This window comes from Nocardia sp. NPDC006982 (genome assembly GCF_042869435.1).
GTDB lineage: Bacteria > Actinomycetota > Actinomycetes > Mycobacteriales > Mycobacteriaceae > Nocardia.
Genome location: NZ_JBIAFV010000022.1, coordinates 1 through 16,950, shown reverse-complemented (window position 1 = coordinate 16,950; position 16,950 = coordinate 1). Strand labels below are relative to the sequence as shown.

Genomic DNA, 16,950 nt, shown 5'->3' with positions numbered 1-16,950 from the left:
TCGGCATCCGTTGTGACGGGAACTCTACCCCGTCGTGACCATTCCGCAACCTTCTCGACCAAAGTCCTTGTTTAAGGCCTGGTCAGACGCGCGGGTCGGCATCACGAAGCTGACCCTTTCGAGCGACCTGCAAGCAGTCGCCAGCGGCGACCGATGCGCCACACTAGGACCGTGATCCTCAACGAGTTGAGCGTTCCGATCGTGCTTGCGCCGATGGCGGGCGGGCCGTCCACACCGGAGTTGACGGCGGCGGTCTCCGCGGCGGGCGGCCTCGGCCTGCTGGCCGCCGGATACCTGACCGCGACCGATACCGCGGCACGACTCGCGGCCACCCGCGAACTGACCACCGCGCCATTCGGCGTCAACCTCTTCACCCCGGGCCCCGCCGCCGCGCCCGAGGATTTCGCCGACTACCTCGCCGAGTTGGGGCGCACCCACGAGGTCGGCGTCCCGAAGTACGACACAGATGAATGGGACGCCAAGCTCGAGTTGCTCATCGATGCGCCGGTAGCGGTAGTCACCTTCACCTTCGGCTGCCCGAGCGCCGCCGAGGTCGCCCGGTTGCACGAGGCCGGTTCGGAAGTCTGGGTGACGGTCACCTCGGCCGCCGAGGGTCGCATCGCGGTCGAGGCGGGTGCCGATGTTTTGATCGCCCAGGGCGCGGAGGCGGGTGGGCATCGCGCCACCTTCATCGATCGCGTCGCGGATGACGCCACCGATCCGCTCACATTGCTCGCACTGCTGCAGATCCTCAATGCGACCGTCGACCGGCCGATCGTGGCCACCGGCGGCATCACCACGGGGGCCGGCATCGCGGCAGCACTCGCGGCCGGCGCGGCGGCCGTGCAACTCGGGACCGTCTTCCTGCGCTCCCCGGAGGCGGGCACCAATCCGGTGCACCGCGCCGCGCTCGGCGCCGACACCCCGACCATGCTGACCCGCGCCTTCACCGGCCGCCGGGCGCGCGGCCTGCGCAATCGGTTCATGGACGAACATTCCGCGACAGCACCGGCCGCCTATCCGGAAATCCATTACGCCACAGGGCCGTTGCGGGCCGCGGCCCGAGCGGCGGGCAATCCGGACGATGTGAATATGTGGGCTGGCCAGACCCACACGCTGGCACCCGAGCTACCGGCTGGTGAACTGGTCCGCACCTTGGCCGCTGATGCGAAAACCGCGCTGACCACAGCACTTTCGGGACGAATCCAGTCTTGTTGACAACAGTTTCCGTTTAGAATCGAGGGGCATCGCAACAGCCATCCAGGTCAGGAGAGCGCTATGTCCCTCGATGTTCCCACCGCCTTACTCGAACGCGCCGAACGCGGCGAGGTCGACGACGCCGACTTCGTCGAGGTCGTGCGGGTCTCGCTCCCGTATGCCTGGGAGGTCGTCAGCCGGGTGGCCGGTGAGCTGCATTCCGGCACAGCCGAATTCGCCGACAATGTCGTCGCGCCGCCCGATGAGGTGGCCCGTGGACAACTGCTGCGCGCCATGGCCTCCGACGCCATCCGCGGCGGCCTGGAACGCCATTTCAACGTGAAGCTGGCCTTCCAGAACTGCCACCGCGTCGCAGCCTTCCCGATCGCCGCAGTCGGCGGCGAGACCTACACCACCTTCATCGGGACTCGCGCCCAACTGCTGAACCAGAGCCCCGAACTCCGCAACTGCTGATCGGCATCGCAAAACCCCGGCGCGGCACGGATTTTCCGGCCGCGCCGGTGTCGCGCGTAGTGTGAGCAGGCATGAGCGGCAACGATCTTCGCGACGAGATCGATCGGCGGCTGCAGCCCTGGCTGCCGCAACTCGGCTCGGATCGCGGCGCGTATACCAACCATGTGCTGCGCGTGCTGGAGCTATGCGATCTGCTCGACAGTGGCTCGGGCAGCTTGCCGAGCACCCGCGAGGAGTTCCGGACCGCCGCGGCCTTTCACGATCTAGGAATCTGGACCGCGGGCACCTTCGACTACCTGGCGCCCTCCGCCGACCTCGCACTGCAATGGCTCGACCAGATCGACCGCGCCGACTTGGCCGACCTGGTCGTCGCGATGATCGACGAGCACCACAAAATCCGATCCGCGGGTCCGGCCGCCGACCCGATCGAGATCTTCCGCCGAGCCGATGCGATCGATGTCGAATACGGCCTGCTCGGACGCTTCGGGATACCGCGCTCCACCTACCGCGAACTGGCGAAGCGATACCCCGACAAAGGCTTCCACCGCCGGTTGATCCAACTGGCCGCCAAGCGAATCCGGACGCACCCCACGTCACCACTGCCGATGCTGAAGTGGTGACGCAGGGTTTGTCGTTCTAGGACAACGTGGTGACCGTGAGGTCGCCGTCGGCGTACTGCGCGCGCAGGCGCTTCTTATCGAATTTGCCGACGCTGGTCTTGGGAACCTCCGCGATAAAGGTCCACCGTTCCGGCAGTTGCCATTTGGCGAACTTGTCGGCGAGGAAGTCGCGCAGCTCTTCGGGTTTGGCCTCGGTGCCCTCGGCGAGCACGATCGCGACCAACGGGCGCTCGTCCCACTTCTCGTCCGGCACACCGATGACCGCGGCCTCGGCGACGGCCGGGTGGCCCATGACCGCATTCTCCAGATCGACCGAGGAGATCCATTCGCCGCCGGACTTGATGACGTCCTTGGAGCGGTCGACCAGGGTGAGGTAGCCGTCCGGGCTGATCTTGCCGACATCACCGGTACGCAGCCAGCCATTGTCGAACTTGTCGGGATCGATCACCGCGCCGTCCGGGGAGTAGTACGACCCGGTGATCCAGGGACCGCGAACTTCCAACTCGCCCAGCGACTCTCCGTCATTGGGGACCACGGTGCCGTTATCGCCGACCAGGCGGGCCTGCACACTCGCCGGGAAGCGGCCCTGGGTGAAGCGGTACTCCCATTCGTCCTCACCTTCTACCCCGGCGGGCGGATGCGCGACGCTGCCGAGCGGGGAGGTCTCGGTCATACCCCAGGCGTGCAGGATGCGCACGCCGTGCTTCTCCTGGAAGGCGCGCATCATCGACGGCGGCACCGCCGAACCGCCGACGACCACCGACCGCAGATGCGAGATGTCCTGCGGCTTCGCGGCCAGCCCGGCGAGTACGCCACCCCAGATGGTCGGGACGGCCGCGGCGAAGGTCGGCTGCTCGGTGGCCATCATTTCCAGCAGCGGACCCGGCTGCAGGAAGCGGTCGGGCATGAGGACATTCGCGCCCGACATCAGCGCCGCATACGGCAGGCCCCAGGCATTGGCATGAAACAGCGGGACGATGGCGAGCACATAGTCGCGGTTGGAGAAGCCCATGCTGGTCGGCTGGCACACCTGCATGGCGTGCAACCAGTTGGAGCGGTGTGAATACACCACACCCTTGGGGTCACCGGTGGTGCCCGAGGTGTAACACATTGCGGCGGCGGAGCGTTCGTCGATCACCGGGTAGTCGAAGGTATCCGGCTGCGCGGCGAGCAGTTCGGTGTAGGAGTGCACCTGGACGCCCTCGGGGGCCTGCAGCGCGGCGGCATCGCCATTGGCCACGATGACGTGGCGGACGGTCTTCAGATTGGGCAGGTACTGGGCGAACATCGGCACCAGCGTGCCGTCGACGATCACGACCTGGTCCTCGGCGTGATTGGCCACGAAGACCAGTTGCTCCGGGAAGAGCCGGATATTGAGCGCGTGCAGCACCGCACCCATCGCGGGTACCGCGATGTAGGCGACCATATGCTCGTTGTTGTTCCACATGAAGGTGCCGACCCGATCGCCGTCACCAATTCCCAAGGCGCGCAAGGCATTTGCCAAGCGTGCCGATTCGGCGCCGAGCTCACGGTAGGTCATGGTGCGTACGCCGGTGCCGGTCCAGGTCGAGACGGTGGAATCGCCCATGAACGTCGATGCGTAGCGCAGCAACGTCGCCAGCGACAACGGCTCGTCCTGCATGGTGCTCAACATGGGTACTCCTTATTTATACGGTGGCTACGGCAGCCTGCCGACCATGAGCCACATCACACCGGGGATGCTACCCAAGGGTAGGGCGCGCAGAAGACCCCATAGCCAATTCCATCAGCAGGCGGGTGCCATCAGTTTGGCCAGCTGGGCCGCGTTTGCGAGGCGAGTCGAATGGCGGCCCCAGGTGCCGGGGAACCGCCATCCGACGACGCTCGACGGCAAGTCAGACCGCGGAGTGAGCGGGGTAGGCGTGGACGAGGGCGCTGTCGAGTTTGGGCACGGCATGGGTGAGGGTGTGCTCGGCGCCGTGGGCCAGGCGGTGGGCGTCGGCCAGCGTGATGCTCGGGGCCACATCCAGCTCGACATCCGCATGCAAGCGGTGGCCGATCCAGCGCATTCGAAGGCTGCGCACGCCGAGCACACCGGGTTCGGCGACCAGCGCCTGCTCGGCGGTACTCACCAGGGTGGGCTCGACGCCATCCATCAAGCGGCGGAACACATCTCGCGCGGCCGTGCGCAATACCGCGAGAATCGCGATCGTAATCAGCAGTCCGACAATGGGATCGGCGAGCGGGAATCCGAGCGCAACCCCGCCCGCACCGATCAGCACCGCCAGTGAGGTGAATCCGTCCGTCCGCGCATGCAATCCGTCGGCCACCAGTGCCGCCGAGCCGATTCGCCGCCCGACCCTGATCCGATACAGCGCGACGGTCTCATTGCCGAGAAATCCGATGAGTCCCGCTGCCGCAACCCAACTCAGATGCTGGATCTGCACCGGATCGATCAGTCTGCGCACCGCCTCGTATCCGGCGATGATCGCGGACAACGTGATCATCCCGACCACGAACAACCCGGCCAGATCCTCAGCCCGGCCGAACCCATAGGTATAGCGCCGCGTCGCCGCCCGCCGACCGAGCGCGAAGGCGATCCACAGCGGCACCGCGGTCAGCGCATCGGAAAAGTTGTGAATGGTGTCCGCCGCCAACGCGACCGAACCGGAAGCCAGCACGATAGATACCTGGAGCACGGCGGTCAGCCCGAGCACCACCAGACTGATCTTCACCGCGCGGATCCCGACAGCGCTGGACTCCAGCGCACCGTCGATACTGTCGGCGGCGTCGTGGCTGTGCGGTACGAAGATCTCGCGCAGCGCACCACGCAATCCCCCCGGATGGTCGTGGTCATGGTGCGCACCGTGGTCGTGGTCGTGCCCATGATCGTGGTCGTGCTCGTGGTGCGGACCGCGCGAATGTCCGTGCTCATGATCGTGGTCCGCACCATACGAATGCCCGTGGTGGTGATCACGCGAAATGTTCTGCCAGCGTTCAGGATTGCGCTCGTGACTCATTCCGCCACCGCCTGATCGCGAGCAGGCAGTTCGCGTACCGACCCCTCGCCGCGGTGATGCGGAGGTACACCGGGGCCCGCATGTTCGGCGTTGTACACGGCATCCACGACCAACCGGCGGACGTGTTCGTTCTCCAGGCTGTAGAAGATGGTGGTTCCGGCGCGGCGGGTCCGGACCAGACGAGCCATGCGCAGTTTGGACAGGTGTTGCGATACCGAGGGGCCGGGCTTGCCGATGTGACCGGCCAGATCATTGACCGAGAGTTCCCTGTCGACCAGCGCCCACAGGATCTGTACGCGGGTCGAGTCGGCCAGCATGCGGAAGACTTCGACGACCAGTCCGACCTGGTCCTCCGCAATCGGTAGCCGCAGTGGCTCGTTATCTGCATTCATACGCAGATAATAAACCTATGCTGCGTCGGATGGAACGGTCCCTTCGGACCGGCCCGACGGCGACATCCCTGCACTGCCGTCGGCAGACCGGTCCGCTCCAGCTCATCGGTTCAGTCGGCGTGACTCGTTCGCGGTCAGTACCGACGGGCGCCCGCGTAGGGCATCGAGGACATCGGCGACATGATCACGCCGGTCCCATAGGTCGAAGCGTGGATGACCTTGCCGTCACCGGCATAGAGGGCCGAGTGGCTGCCGTTGTAGAAGGACACCACGTCACCGGGTTCGAGCTCGTCCTGGGCGACCGGGGTGCCCGCGGACAGTTGCTCATAGCTGGTCCGCGGCACCTTCACCCCGGCCTGCTTATACGACCACTGCACCAGCCCGGAGCAGTCGAAGGCATCCGGCCCCGTCGCGCCCATGCTGTATCCGGTGCCGACCTTGCCGCGTGCCGCGTCGACCGCGATCTCACCGTGCGTGCGTTGGGGCGCCACCACGGGCGGCGACGCGGGCGGCTTGATGCCGAGAACACTGCTGAGGTACGCGATTTCACTGCGGAACATATCCGCGGGCACCGTAATCCCGGTCCCCGGAATCGTCGCGAGCGCCGGCGGCTCGGCACCGGGGGCTCCGCCGGGTGCCGATCGCCCGGCCTCCGGAGCCGAACGTTCACCCCACGGAATCACCACGGGCAGTGAGCGCCCTGTCTGCGGCGCGGACCGTTCCGCGCCGGGGATCGCGAGCGGAGCAGACCGCTCCAACCCGAACACCCCGACAGGTATCGAGATTTGTGCACCCGGGACCCCCAGCGGAATCGAAAGTTCCTTCCCGCGGACTTCGACCGGCGCGAATTCCGGGACAGCGACCGGATACTCGACCGCGGGAATCAGCGGGAGTTCCGAACGCCCGATACCCAGAGTCCGCAGGGGCACCGCGAGTGCGGAACCCGGCGCAGTCAGCGGCGCCGAAAGTTCCTTCCCCGGTATCGCGACGGGCGCGGCACCCAAGGGAGCAATGTAATTCTCAACCGCAGGAATCAGCGGAAGCACAGAACGCTCGACACCCATGGCCCGCAAGGGCACCGCGAGTGCGAGACCCGGCGCAGTCAGCGGCGCCGAAAGTTCCTTCCCCGGTATCGCGACAGGCGCGGCACCCAAGGGAGCAATGTAATTCTCAACCGCAGGAATCAGCGGAAGCACAGAACGCTCGACACCCATAGCCCGCAAGGGCACCGCGAGTGCGAGACCCGGCGCAGTCAGCGGCGCCGAAAGTTCCTTGCCCTGCACCGCGACAGGCGCGGCACACGAAGGAGCCACCTCAATAGTGGAAATCAATGGAAGTGCCGAACGCTCGATATTCAAAAACGCGAGGGGCGCGGAGAACTTCGCGCCCGGAATCGTCGGCGGAATCGAAAGCTCATTACTCGGGACCCCGAGGGGCACCTCGAGTTCCGCACCGGGAACCGCGCGTGGTGCCGAAAATTCCTTCCCCGGAACTTCAGCTGGCGCGATTTCCGAAGGTGCGACGGAATCCGCTACCGCGGGAATCGGAGTGGGCAATGTCGGCCCATCCGCCGGACCCTCGATACCGGGAATCGAAATCTGATCCGGGACTTCGAATGTCCCGATACCCGGAATGGTCAGCGGTTGCGCTGACGCGTGACCTCCTGCGAGCAGTGTCGCGGCGATGGCCGCGCCTGCGATGACTCCCGCGCCGACGGCCCATGGGAGCGCGCGCCGCAGGAAACGAGAATATCGACCCTCCGTAGTTGATGCCATGATCCGGTCCTCCGATGCTCGTATCGAAGTTCCTGGCCGGCCGTCGACGCCGAACTGCATTGGCGTTCCGGACTTCACCAAGACCTCGAATGAATTCGAAAACCATCACGGTGATCTTTAGTCCAGCGGATCCGAGCGCCATGTTTCGCTCAATCCGCGCCAATTATGCGACACGACACGCGCATTGACGATAACAAAAGCGTAACTAAACTGAAATGCCCCGCAACAGAATCTCTTCCGCAGCGGGGCATTCCGGCACAAAAATGGCTCAGGCGATGATCTGTTCTTCGATCTGTTCGGCGAGAGTTCGCAGTTTCGCGGCGAATTCGCGCGCCGCCGCCGGATCATTATTCGAGCCCTTGACAACTCGTCGCGTCAGCGCGGCGAACCGCGATTCCACCGCGGCGAACAGATCGACGGCTCGCTCACTCGATCGGTCCCGCAACTCGCCGCGCAGCCAGGCCTGCAGCAATTCGACCACCTCGGCCTTGTCGAACCGCTCGGGCAGCAGCGCGACGGCCTCGCGGAGCTTGCCCGCGGTGACCTTCACGTCGTCGACACCGGCGATCGTGGTGTATACGGTGACCGCCGCATCTTCGCCGTGCTGGGCGGCCACGGGCAGCAGTTCGCGAACCTGTCCCTCATTGATCGCAGGGGCGATCGGATGCAATTTGGCGGCGAGCGGCCAGGCCCGAATCAACTTGTGCGCGTATGACCGCTGCATATCCCAGCGCTGCTCCACATAATCGTCGAAGCTCGCGTGCCGATCCCGGTAGAGCCGACCGTCGCGCACGATTTGCAGCGCGCGTCCGGCCGACCAGAAGGCGACCCGCAGGCCGTCGATCGACGTTTCACAGGCCGTCAACTGGGCCTGTTCGCGATCGTCGAGCGGCCCGTCCAGCCCGGTTTCGTTCGGCGCGGGCAGCGGCATCGTCAGTACATTCGCCTCGACCGCCGGCGCGATCACCTCCAGCGACGCCGCGCTCAGCGGACCCGTTCGCCACTCGGCATCCCGCAGCGGGGATACCGGCGGCGTGTGCTCGGCACTATCCGCCAACGGATTCGCGCCGCCGATCGAGCCTTTACCGATGGAACCCTTTCTACGCTGCGGAGGCATCAGGCGGGCACCTCCACCGCGACCCGGTACGGACTCACCAGTTCCTCGCCGACCTGCCGGTATTCACCGAGATCCATGATCGGATTCTCGGCACCCTCCCCGACCTCCCCGTCGGCCGCCTCCCGGTACCACTTCCACGCGCTCAAATAGGATGCGAATACGTCGTAGCCCGCATCCTCCAGATTTCCGCGCTGCGTGCGGTATTCGGTCGAGACGTTCACGCCGTTCTTCATCGTCACCGGCACCTTGGTCATCAGTACCCGCACCCGGATTTCGCGGCCGCTATCCGCCGCGGCCTCCTCGGCGGCCTTATAGGTGCTCGGCACCCGCTTGACCTCCGATGGGCTGACGCTGGTCAACAGAATCAGCTCATCGCTCTGCGGTATGGCGGCCTTGAATATCTCGGCCGACTCGCCACCGGCATCGACGATGATCACATCGAATTTCCCGGCATTGTCGGTAATGCAGTCGTCGACATGCCGGGACGGGAAGGCGATCAGCTTGAACGGCACCTCGATCCCGCCCCTGAGCAGCCGGCGATACCAGGAATATCCGGTCTGACTGAGCGGGTCGGCGTCTATGACGAGCACACGCAATTCGTGGACCTGCGCGAAATACGAAGCCAAGAAAAACGCTGATGTCGTCTTGCCGACGCCGCCTTTGAGATTTCCGAGCGTTATGACCAGCGGTTCGGGTATTTCCAGTGGCGCAACAGAATTCTTCATGGACAGTCCTCCGAGGGTGAGGATGGTCAGCTGTGGCTGGGGCCAAGTTTCGCACAGCGGAGTTCAATTTCCACTGATTGCGGACCTGCCATTTCCTCGCGCGCGAGCGCTGTGCCCGATTTCGGCGGCAAAGCTGTGTCCAATTGGACACACCCGACCGCCCTGTCGCCAACCTGGCGCACAGGTGAAATGTCGACCCGATGCTCCCGACGCCGAGGCCCGAGACCTGAGCGGGCTCACTCGCGATATCGCTGACAAGATGCTCGAGCCACGTGTGGTCGAAATCCGAGAAGACCGAAACCTTTCCAGACGGCGCGGATCGGGCGAAACCATCGGCGCCTACAACATTTCCGAAGCGCATGCCGGATCCGATGCGGCAGCGCGGCGTGTCGGGCCACCTCGGTTTACAGGAAACATGATAGGCGTTGCAGGACAAGGACTTTCGATCGCATTCAGCGCTCCGGACTCGCCAGGCCAGTATCGCGAAACTGATCGCCCCCGATGCCGCGATGAAGGTCACCACCGATGCGGTGCAGGTGTTCGGCGGCTGCGGCTACACCCAGGATTTCCCGGTGCAGCGCTATCTGCGCGAGGCCGAGGTCGTGCAAATTTTCGAGGACCGGATCCAACGTCTGGTCATCGCCCGGCAGTCGCCGGACAATGGACACGGCGGGTCACCGCCCGCCGCGAAGCTCAGCCGAGTCTCAGCTAGCCCCCAGTAAACTCGGGGCGACCTGGAACGATGACGAGAGGGGCGCGAGCGATGCTGTGGGTACTGATCGGCGTTGTCATCCTGCTCGCTGCGGCCTACGTCATCTATCAGACGCAACAGAGCAAACAGCGCGCGGCACGGCAGTTCGACGATGCGGCCGCCGACGCCAGGCAGATGATCGAGCGACTCGCGGGTCAGGTCTACAACCTCACCGGCAGCAACGAGGCGGCTAAGCAGGCACTCGCCGACGCCTCGGAGCGGCATATCGCGGCCGGCTCACAGATCGAGCAAGCCCGCACGCCCGCCCAGGCGCGGCTGGCGAAGCAGACCGCGGTCGAGGGCATGTACTACATCCGCGCGGCGCGCACTGCGATGTTGATGGATCCGGGCCCGGTGATTCCGACGCTGGACGGTCAGGAGACCGCCGGGCGGGTCACCGAGAATCGGGTCGTCGAATACGAGGGCCGCGACGTCGCCGCTTCGCCGAATCCCTCCGCGGAAACGCCGAATTACTATCCGGGTGGACGCGTCGCCGGGCGGCCGGTACCCGCGGGCTGGTACTCCGAGCCGTGGTGGCGGCCCGCATTGATCGGCGGCGCTTGGGGTTTGGGTTCGGCGCTGCTGTTCTCCTCGCTGTTCTCCGGAATGTCCGGCGTCGGGTATGACGTGCAGGGGTTCGAAAGTGGTTACGGCGAGGGGTATCAGGACGCGCTCGACGCGGCAGGTGGGGATCAGGGGTACGACTCGGGTGATCAGGGCGGGTACTCCGACGATCAAGGTGGGTACGACTCGGGTGGCGGGTTCGCCGATGGGGGTTTCGACGGCGGCGGGTTCGATGGAGGCGGGTTCGATGGGGGCGGCTTCGACGGCGGGTTCTGACCGCCGCAGGGCGCTGGTCGATACCAGCGGCCACTCCGAGCACCCCAACAGTCTCAGACAGTACTGCGGCATGGTCGACCCTCAACCGATCCAGACCTGATGACACCCTCTTCGCGCTTCGACTAAATCGATTCAACCCACCCGCCCCCGACCCGGTAGACTCCCCGTCGTCCCACCGGTGCCCCCGGCACCACCAGTTCAGCCCTCGTAGCTCAGGGGATAGAGCACCGCTCTCCTAAAGCGGGTGTCGCAGGTTCGAATCCTGCCGAGGGCACAAACCTCCGACAGTGTTTCCGCAGGTCAACAGGATTTTCCGGACAATCCCGGAATAGCCGCATCGAGAAACCCCAGGTCAGACGCGGCTCTTGTAGGGCACATCGAATATGGGAACGCACACCGAGCAAATGCGACCATCCGCGCCAGACGACCGACATGAGCGCGTCACACCCCGCCCCTTTCGATCAAGGATGCCCCGCTTCACCGAACTTGTTACAAAACAACAACATTGAGCCGCGCCGGGCTTCTACTCACCTGCGCTCTCGACCGCCACCGATCACGCGCCCAGCGGCAATAGCGGATGTTAGGCCTGCGGTGACGTGGACGAATTGTCCGTCAGCACAGGCATCGGAACACTCGGAGCGGATTCCGCACTAGGTGGACGTGGCGTCGGCGCTTTTGTCGTATTCGGCGCGGGCGGCGTCGATGTGCGCCAGGTGCGTAATGCTCCACTCCAGCAGGGGTAGGGCCGCTGCGCGCAGACTCGTGCCCATCGGGGTGAGTTCGTAGCTGACGTGGGGTGGCATGACGTTGCGCACGGTCCGGGTCAGGATGCCGTCGCGTTCCAGCGCGCGCAGGGTGACGGTGAGCATGCGCTGGCTTATGCCATCGATGCCGCGCTTGAGTTCGCTGAACCGGCGTGGCCCCTGGCTGAGGTGTCGCACGACCAGCAGTGACCACTTGTCCCCGACGATGTCGAGCACTTCTCGTGTCCGGCACGCGTCGCCGTGGCTCTGCGGCGGCCTGCCCTCTGTGGCGGTCATGGTTATCTCCAGGGAACCGGGGCACCGAAATGTGCCTTATTGCCCGATCCATGTCGAGCGCACCACACTGATCGTGGTTCTCAAAGTGTACCGAGGTATGAAAAGTAACCAACAGCGTCGGTGCACTACCGCACGTCGAAAAGGAACGATCGTGTCAATTTTTCTGCTGGTCCACGGCGCCTGGCACAGTGGCCGCTGCTGGCAGCGAGTGGTACCGCTGCTGGAATCGGCCGGGCATCAGGTGCACGCGCCATCGCTGACCGGCTACGGCGACAAGGCGCATCTTCTCGGCCCCGACGTGGGGCTCGACACCCACGTCGCCGACGTCATCGAGCTGATCAAAGACAAGGACCTCACGAACGTGGTCCTCGTGGGGCACAGCTACGCGGGATTGGTCATCTCCTCGGCGGCCAACGAGATTCCGGACCGCATCGCGCACCTGGTGTACCTCGACGCGATGGTCCCGGAGGACGGCGAGACCGCGGTCGACGTCCAGCCCATCAGCCAGCGCCTGATCGACTTCGCCGCACAGTCGGGAAGCGGCTGGCGCATTCCCCCGATGCCCGAGCAGCCGGCGCCTTTCGGCCTGTTCGGAGTCACCGACCCGGCGGACATCGCCTGGCTGCGCACGATGCTCTCGGATCAACCGGTGCGTTGCCTGCAGCAACCGGTCCGCTTGGACAATCCGGCCGTGAACGCGATCCCTCGCACGCACATCCACTGCGTCGGTGCCACTCCGGCGGGCATCACCCGGCGAGCCATTCCCGCGATACAGCCCAACGGTTCCGCTGCGCAGGTGTGGGAGTTGCCGACCGGCCACGACTGCATGATCACCATGCCAGCCGAACTCAGCGAACTGCTGCTGAAGCTCGGCCTTTAGCAACCGGCCGTCAGCGATCTGGCCGGAAGACGGAGCTGGCATCCGGTCACCGGCAGTGCAGTGCGATGCCGTGACCGAGATGATCTCGGCGCGTTTATTTCAGGATTTTCCGGCGGGGCCGCTTTAAACCGCGCGGGTCGCGGCATTTCAGGATGTGGCTTTGCCGCCCGGTCTGGGCGTTGCACGCCGAGAAGCAGCATGCGAATCCTCTACCGTGAGCGGGACACCGAACCGCAGGAGCAGGCGGAGGACACCATGACCGAGGATCGGCCCGGAGACGCCGTCGTATCCGTTCACGGTGGGGCGTTTCAGGTCTACGACAAGGCCCTTGAGGACAGCATGTCCTCGCTGATCGCGAGCATCCTGGGCGGACCCGGGATCTACTGCTTCGCGGGCGACTGGCGAGGAGTGCAGTACCTGCTGCCCGATCGTGAATCCAGCAGCGCTGCCGACGCTTTGGTCGAAATGTTCGACGCCTCCAGCATGCGATGCGAACCGTTAACCGCCTTCGGAAAACTAATGGCCGCGGTCCCTACCGGGCAGATCTTGTCCTTAAGCACCTGCGCGAACGTCAGCATGTCTTCGTCGATGACCTTGGGGCGTCCGCCGTGGTTGCCTTTCGCCGCGGCGGTGGCTTGGCCTTCGAGAGTCTTCTCGCGGATGTAGTTGCGTTCGATCTGGGCTGCGGCGGCCAGGACGGCGAAGCCCACCACGAGAAGGCCGCTGGCTCGTGGCGCCCCTTGTCCTCGCTGCCACCACAGGCTCGGCGGGTGGATCACTCAACGTCACCACTAGAACTCCTGATCTCGCCCCGACTCGCCCCTTAAAACCGACCGGTCACCCGGTTAATAACGAGCCGACGGCACAGGGACCGCGCCACTTTCGCCCGATCACCCACCCATGGCTGCTACGGCAGCCTAATAAATGCATCACATTTAGTTTCGATACCGACCATCCAAACCTAAAGTTTATTTAGGAGCTACCGCCTAGAAGCGTAATATCGTAGTAACACGCGTCGAGTGCCGTAAGTACTTCACTGGTTGCCGAGGCAATAGAACTGATCCGCTCGCATTCACGATTGCCTGTGAAGCTCAGGGATAAATTCTATCTGTCGAGGAGTTCCTATGAGCTCGTCATTTCGTGCTGTATCGGTCATTCCAGGGTTGCCCGGCGGTCCCAGCCCACCGATTCCGGAACTACCACCGCAAGGCCCCGGCGGTCCAGGTGGACCCGGAGGTGAAGGTGGTCAGATCGGCCCCGAGACAGCACCGACTGCGACGTCAGGGACCCACCGCGGCCCGGCTGGAACCGGAATGACTGAAGCGCGACCGTGCACTCCGCGCAGCACCGGTCGCAGTTCGCCGGTGTCGTCGCGGCACCTGCGGATAGCGGCGAGCATTCTGCTACTTCTCGCGGCACTGAGTCCGATCGCTCGATTGTGCCCAGGTGGGAATCTCGTCCCGGCCCCCCATGCCGCCGTGACCGCATTCGGTCCCGTTGCCCCGGCCGGGCTCCCGGAATCGCTCCCTGTGGAACTACACATCCCGGCTATCGCCGTGGATGGACCGCTCTCCGAACTCGGCCTCAATCCTGATCGCACCGTGGAACTTCCGACAGACTTTCAGGTAGCGGGCTGGTACCGATACGGTCCCCCACCGGGAGACATGGGCTCCGCGGTAATCCTGGGACACGTAGACTCCTACACCGGGCCCGCGGTCTTCTACCGGCTATCGTCACTGCGCCCCGGGGACGAGGTCCACGTGACAAGAGCCGACCGATCGGTTGCTCACTTCCTCGTCCAGACAGTAGCCACCTATCTGAAGTCACAGTTCCCAAGCCATGAGGTCTACGACTCGCGCGGATACAGCGCGCTGCAACTGGTGACGTGTGGCGGCGAATTCGACCACACCATCAGAAGCTATCAGTCCAACGTGGTGGTTTACACCGCGCTCGTGGGCATCACCCCGCCGACCGCTGGCCCACCATGAGAGACCCGGCCCCAGCAACAATCTTGGTCGATGAGGGCGGCTTGACCGCGAATACTGCGAGCCAGGCTGTTGCGGGAGCGGGAGACGGTGCTGATCTTCCTGTGGTGGGTCCACCCTTGCGCCACGGCCGACCCACCACCACTGCAAAATGGCGATTTGTCGAAATCCCCTACAGGAGCTCGCGTACCGACACCGCGATAATCGACATGGCTCCGACTGCTGCGGCTATCGGCGGCGCGCTCCAATACCAGCTGGTGATGTTCGAGGCTGAGTTCGCGGACCCTGCAAGAAAATTGGATGCGACACCGGCGTCATCGCCAGCAGTGAGCCGATGTCGAAGCAGTCGCCACGAAACCAGGAACATCAGGAGCATCCACGCGCAATCCCACATAGCGGTGTCGGCTTGGTCAGCGGTAACGGATGCTGACATGCCTTTTCGCGGTGCGCGATGCAGGAGCTGGGATTTGGCCGTAGCTGGTTCGGCGGCCTGGTTCGACGGTGGAGATGCATCATCTGGCGCTACGGCCTGATGCGGATCCATAGGCCGACTGGGAACACTCGGTGCACCGGAAGCCTTGGCATTGGCGGCGGAGCCTGTCCGGGTGGCGAGACTGCGTGCCAGCGCTGAAAACCAGTCCGCGACGAATTGGGTGGGCGTCTGGCCGGTTTCGGTGACGGATTCCCATACATAGGCGCCGTGGCGTGCGACAACATCCTGATATCTCGCCCACGTTGCGGGTTCGAGCAGCGAAGCGTTGTCTGCGACGGCAAAGGCGACCGCGTCGAACGCTTGCGTCACCAGGTTCCCGGCGGATTCGATCGGCTCCGATGGGAATCGCGGGCCAGTAATCTTTTCCGTAAGAAGGGCGATGCCGTCCAACGGTTGATTTTCGCCCACGCTGAGAATTTCGGCGACTTCGCTCGGTTCGAGTGTCACACCTACTACGGCGAGCAAAATATTGAGCGTGACTGTCGACACTTTGAGCAACGCTGCCTGCGCGTCGGGACCATAAACCGGCACTCGCGGGTCCGAGGCTTCTGCAAGGCGCTGACTGAGCGTCCTTTCGGACGTCAGCGTCAGTGTTTCGACCGTGTTGCCATCCACGTCATGGCTGACCACGGCGGCGGCGGTCTTCACGGTTGTCGCGACAACGGCTTGAATGATCGAGGACAGTACGGTGAGTGGGTCGAGCGGGGATAGCAGTGCCTGGCCGATGATGTTCGTCAACGCGTGCAGTATCGGTGTGCCGGCGGGTGCGTCGCAGGCGAGGTCTTCTGCAACGCATAACGAGGCCACCCGTCCGGTGAGTGCGCCGAAGTCTGCGGCAATGTCTTGTTGCGGTCCGATGCCACCGCCCGCTGGCATCGTCTGCGCAACTGGTGGCAGGCCCGCTAATGCTGTTCGGTCGGTGCCGGGCGCGGGGGCGGGTGTGCGCTGTCCCGGCGCGCCGGGGAACACCGGTGCCCCCAGGTCACGGGTCGGGTCGGCGAAGAGTGCGGCGCCAGCTATCTTGTCCGGTGCCACCACACCGTATCCGAGCCCAACCTCTCGCAGGAACAACGAAACAACGTGCGCCCCTTGTGAATATCCCAGCAAAGCCAGGCTGGTGTTCTCGCATTTATCGCTGATCGCGCGGGCCATGCTGCGCAACTCGTCGAGTCCGGCGAAGACGGATTGTGCGTACGGCGGCGTGGCAGCGCCGGGCACGATCCCGCCGAACGCCGCAGGATAGGGCACGTATGCGCGATCGACCGCTCCGGGCTTCGAAACGCCGGCCAGCAATGGCGCGAAAACGCCCGACAGCATGCCTGTGTCGACGGTGGGCGATGCGCTGAGAGAGGACTGCCCTGTGCCCTGAACCCCGAGGGTGTACAGGGCCGGGCAGTCGGTCGGATCGAATTCTGGAGCAGCGGTAGAGAGTTGGGCGTCGACGGCACCGGTCGCTGCGATGACGGCACACACGCCGGTTACGGCGAGTGCTCGAGCTATCTTCCTCGACACAACGATCTGACCTCTCACAGACTCGAGCTTTTACTTGGACTTGCCACACTTCACGTTCATCCCACTGGGTTGTGATAGCCCCTAGAGCAGGCCGCCGGTCAGAAAGTGGACTGTGTCTCCCACGACGGCGAGAAGTCCTGTGACGAGGTT

15 protein-coding genes, 1 tRNA gene and 2 pseudogenes are annotated in these 16,950 nt (G+C 64.6%); 8 read left to right on the top strand and 10 right to left on the bottom strand.

Annotated elements, in window-relative coordinates:
* The first annotated feature begins 153 nt into the window (after positions 1–153).
* From ACFYOW_RS43800 to ACFYOW_RS43790, 3 genes are all read left to right on the top strand, one after another.
* A complete protein-coding gene (locus ACFYOW_RS43800) occupies positions 154–1,218 on the top strand; it encodes a nitronate monooxygenase (protein ID WP_387297057.1) in 1,065 nt (354 codons plus the stop codon).
* 60 nt (positions 1,219–1,278) lie between these two features.
* Entirely contained in the window at positions 1,279–1,671 is a 393-nt protein-coding gene (locus tag ACFYOW_RS43795) for an SCO5389 family protein (protein ID WP_387297055.1), read from the top strand.
* A gap of 71 nt (positions 1,672–1,742) precedes the next feature.
* Positions 1,743–2,291 (top strand): hypothetical protein, encoded by a 549-nt coding sequence (locus ACFYOW_RS43790; RefSeq protein WP_387297053.1) that lies wholly within the window; start codon positions 1,743–1,745, stop codon positions 2,289–2,291.
* A gap of 16 nt (positions 2,292–2,307) precedes the next feature.
* Here ACFYOW_RS43790 and ACFYOW_RS43785 read toward each other — a convergent pair whose 3' ends face one another.
* From ACFYOW_RS43785 to ACFYOW_RS43760, 6 genes are all read right to left on the bottom strand, one after another.
* Entirely contained in the window at positions 2,308–3,945 is a 1,638-nt protein-coding gene (locus ACFYOW_RS43785) for a long-chain fatty acid--CoA ligase (RefSeq protein ID WP_387297051.1), read from the bottom strand.
* A 220-nt stretch (positions 3,946–4,165) separates the two neighbouring features.
* Positions 4,166–5,290, bottom strand: a complete 1,125-nt coding sequence (locus ACFYOW_RS43780) for a cation diffusion facilitator family transporter (RefSeq protein ID WP_387297049.1) — start codon at positions 5,288–5,290, stop codon at positions 4,166–4,168.
* Positions 5,287–5,682 (bottom strand): ArsR/SmtB family transcription factor, encoded by a 396-nt coding sequence (locus ACFYOW_RS43775; protein WP_387297047.1) that lies wholly within the window; start codon positions 5,680–5,682, stop codon positions 5,287–5,289. The genes ACFYOW_RS43780 and ACFYOW_RS43775 overlap by 4 nt, the downstream gene beginning before the upstream one ends.
* A 134-nt stretch (positions 5,683–5,816) precedes the next feature.
* Positions 5,817–6,368 (bottom strand): C40 family peptidase, encoded by a 552-nt coding sequence (locus ACFYOW_RS43770; RefSeq protein ID WP_387297101.1) that lies wholly within the window; start codon positions 6,366–6,368, stop codon positions 5,817–5,819.
* Between the two features lie 1,357 nt (positions 6,369–7,725).
* A complete protein-coding gene (locus ACFYOW_RS43765; protein WP_387297045.1) occupies positions 7,726–8,574 on the bottom strand; it encodes a hypothetical protein in 849 nt (282 codons plus the stop codon).
* Positions 8,574–9,299 carry a ParA family protein gene (locus ACFYOW_RS43760; protein WP_387297043.1) on the bottom strand — a complete coding sequence of 242 codons (726 nt, stop codon included), beginning with the start codon at positions 9,297–9,299 and terminating at the stop codon, positions 8,574–8,576. Before ACFYOW_RS43760 ends, ACFYOW_RS43765 begins: the two co-directional genes overlap by 1 nt.
* 464 nt (positions 9,300–9,763) lie before the next feature.
* Here ACFYOW_RS43760 and ACFYOW_RS43755 point away from each other — a divergent pair.
* From ACFYOW_RS43755 to ACFYOW_RS43745, 3 genes and pseudogenes are all read left to right on the top strand, one after another.
* Positions 9,764–9,946 (top strand): annotated as a pseudogene (locus ACFYOW_RS43755) (acyl-CoA dehydrogenase family protein); the annotation flags it as partial.
* A 119-nt stretch (positions 9,947–10,065) separates the two neighbouring features.
* Entirely contained in the window at positions 10,066–10,890 is an 825-nt protein-coding gene (locus ACFYOW_RS43750) for a DUF1542 domain-containing protein (protein WP_387297099.1), read from the top strand.
* A 201-nt stretch (positions 10,891–11,091) separates the two neighbouring features.
* Positions 11,092–11,164 (top strand) — tRNA-Arg (locus tag ACFYOW_RS43745).
* A gap of 376 nt (positions 11,165–11,540) precedes the next feature.
* Here ACFYOW_RS43745 and ACFYOW_RS43740 read toward each other — a convergent pair.
* Complete coding sequence (locus ACFYOW_RS43740) at positions 11,541–11,930, bottom strand: winged helix-turn-helix transcriptional regulator (protein WP_387297041.1); 390 nt, start codon at positions 11,928–11,930, stop codon at positions 11,541–11,543.
* A gap of 151 nt (positions 11,931–12,081) precedes the next feature.
* Between ACFYOW_RS43740 and ACFYOW_RS43735 the strand changes: the two genes are divergently transcribed.
* Positions 12,082–12,810: an alpha/beta fold hydrolase gene (locus ACFYOW_RS43735; protein WP_387297039.1), complete on the top strand. Its 729-nt coding sequence runs from the start codon at positions 12,082–12,084 to the stop codon at positions 12,808–12,810.
* A gap of 380 nt (positions 12,811–13,190) precedes the next feature.
* On the opposite strand, the gene ACFYOW_RS43730 is transcribed toward ACFYOW_RS43735, so the two are convergent.
* A complete protein-coding gene (locus tag ACFYOW_RS43730) occupies positions 13,191–13,523 on the bottom strand; it encodes a hypothetical protein (RefSeq protein ID WP_387297037.1) in 333 nt (110 codons plus the stop codon).
* 765 nt (positions 13,524–14,288) lie between these two features.
* Here ACFYOW_RS43730 and ACFYOW_RS43725 point away from each other — a divergent pair.
* Positions 14,289–14,798, top strand: a complete 510-nt coding sequence (locus ACFYOW_RS43725; RefSeq protein WP_387297035.1) for a class F sortase — start codon at positions 14,289–14,291, stop codon at positions 14,796–14,798.
* Positions 14,799–14,967: 169 nt separating this feature from the next.
* On the opposite strand, the gene ACFYOW_RS43720 is transcribed toward ACFYOW_RS43725, so the two are convergent.
* Both ACFYOW_RS43720 and ACFYOW_RS43715 read right to left on the bottom strand, forming a co-directional pair.
* Positions 14,968–16,026 (bottom strand): hypothetical protein, encoded by a 1,059-nt coding sequence (locus ACFYOW_RS43720; RefSeq protein WP_387297109.1) that lies wholly within the window; start codon positions 16,024–16,026, stop codon positions 14,968–14,970.
* Between the two features lie 36 nt (positions 16,027–16,062).
* A pseudogene (locus ACFYOW_RS43715) lies at positions 16,063–16,605 on the bottom strand (cutinase family protein); the annotation flags it as partial.
* Positions 16,606–16,950 lie beyond the last annotated feature (345 nt).

Bases quoted from the DNA above. Each gene is read 5' to 3' on its own strand.
- ACFYOW_RS43775 (WP_387297047.1), bottom strand. From the start codon at position 5,682: ATGAATGCAGATAACGAGCCACTGCGGCTACCGATTGCGGAGGACCAG.
- ACFYOW_RS43790 (WP_387297053.1), top strand. From the start codon at position 1,743: ATGAGCGGCAACGATCTTCGCGACGAGATCGATCGGCGGCTGCAGCCC.
- ACFYOW_RS43740 (WP_387297041.1), bottom strand. From the start codon at position 11,930: ATGACCGCCACAGAGGGCAGGCCGCCGCAGAGCCACGGCGACGCGTGC.
- ACFYOW_RS43800 (WP_387297057.1), top strand. From the start codon at position 154: ATGCGCCACACTAGGACCGTGATCCTCAACGAGTTGAGCGTTCCGATC.
- ACFYOW_RS43765 (WP_387297045.1), bottom strand. From the start codon at position 8,574: ATGCCTCCGCAGCGTAGAAAGGGTTCCATCGGTAAAGGCTCGATCGGC.
- ACFYOW_RS43795 (WP_387297055.1), top strand. From the start codon at position 1,279: ATGTCCCTCGATGTTCCCACCGCCTTACTCGAACGCGCCGAACGCGGC.
- ACFYOW_RS43780 (WP_387297049.1), bottom strand. From the start codon at position 5,290: ATGAGTCACGAGCGCAATCCTGAACGCTGGCAGAACATTTCGCGTGAT.
- ACFYOW_RS43785 (WP_387297051.1), bottom strand. From the start codon at position 3,945: ATGTTGAGCACCATGCAGGACGAGCCGTTGTCGCTGGCGACGTTGCTG.
- ACFYOW_RS43760 (WP_387297043.1), bottom strand. From the start codon at position 9,299: ATGAAGAATTCTGTTGCGCCACTGGAAATACCCGAACCGCTGGTCATA.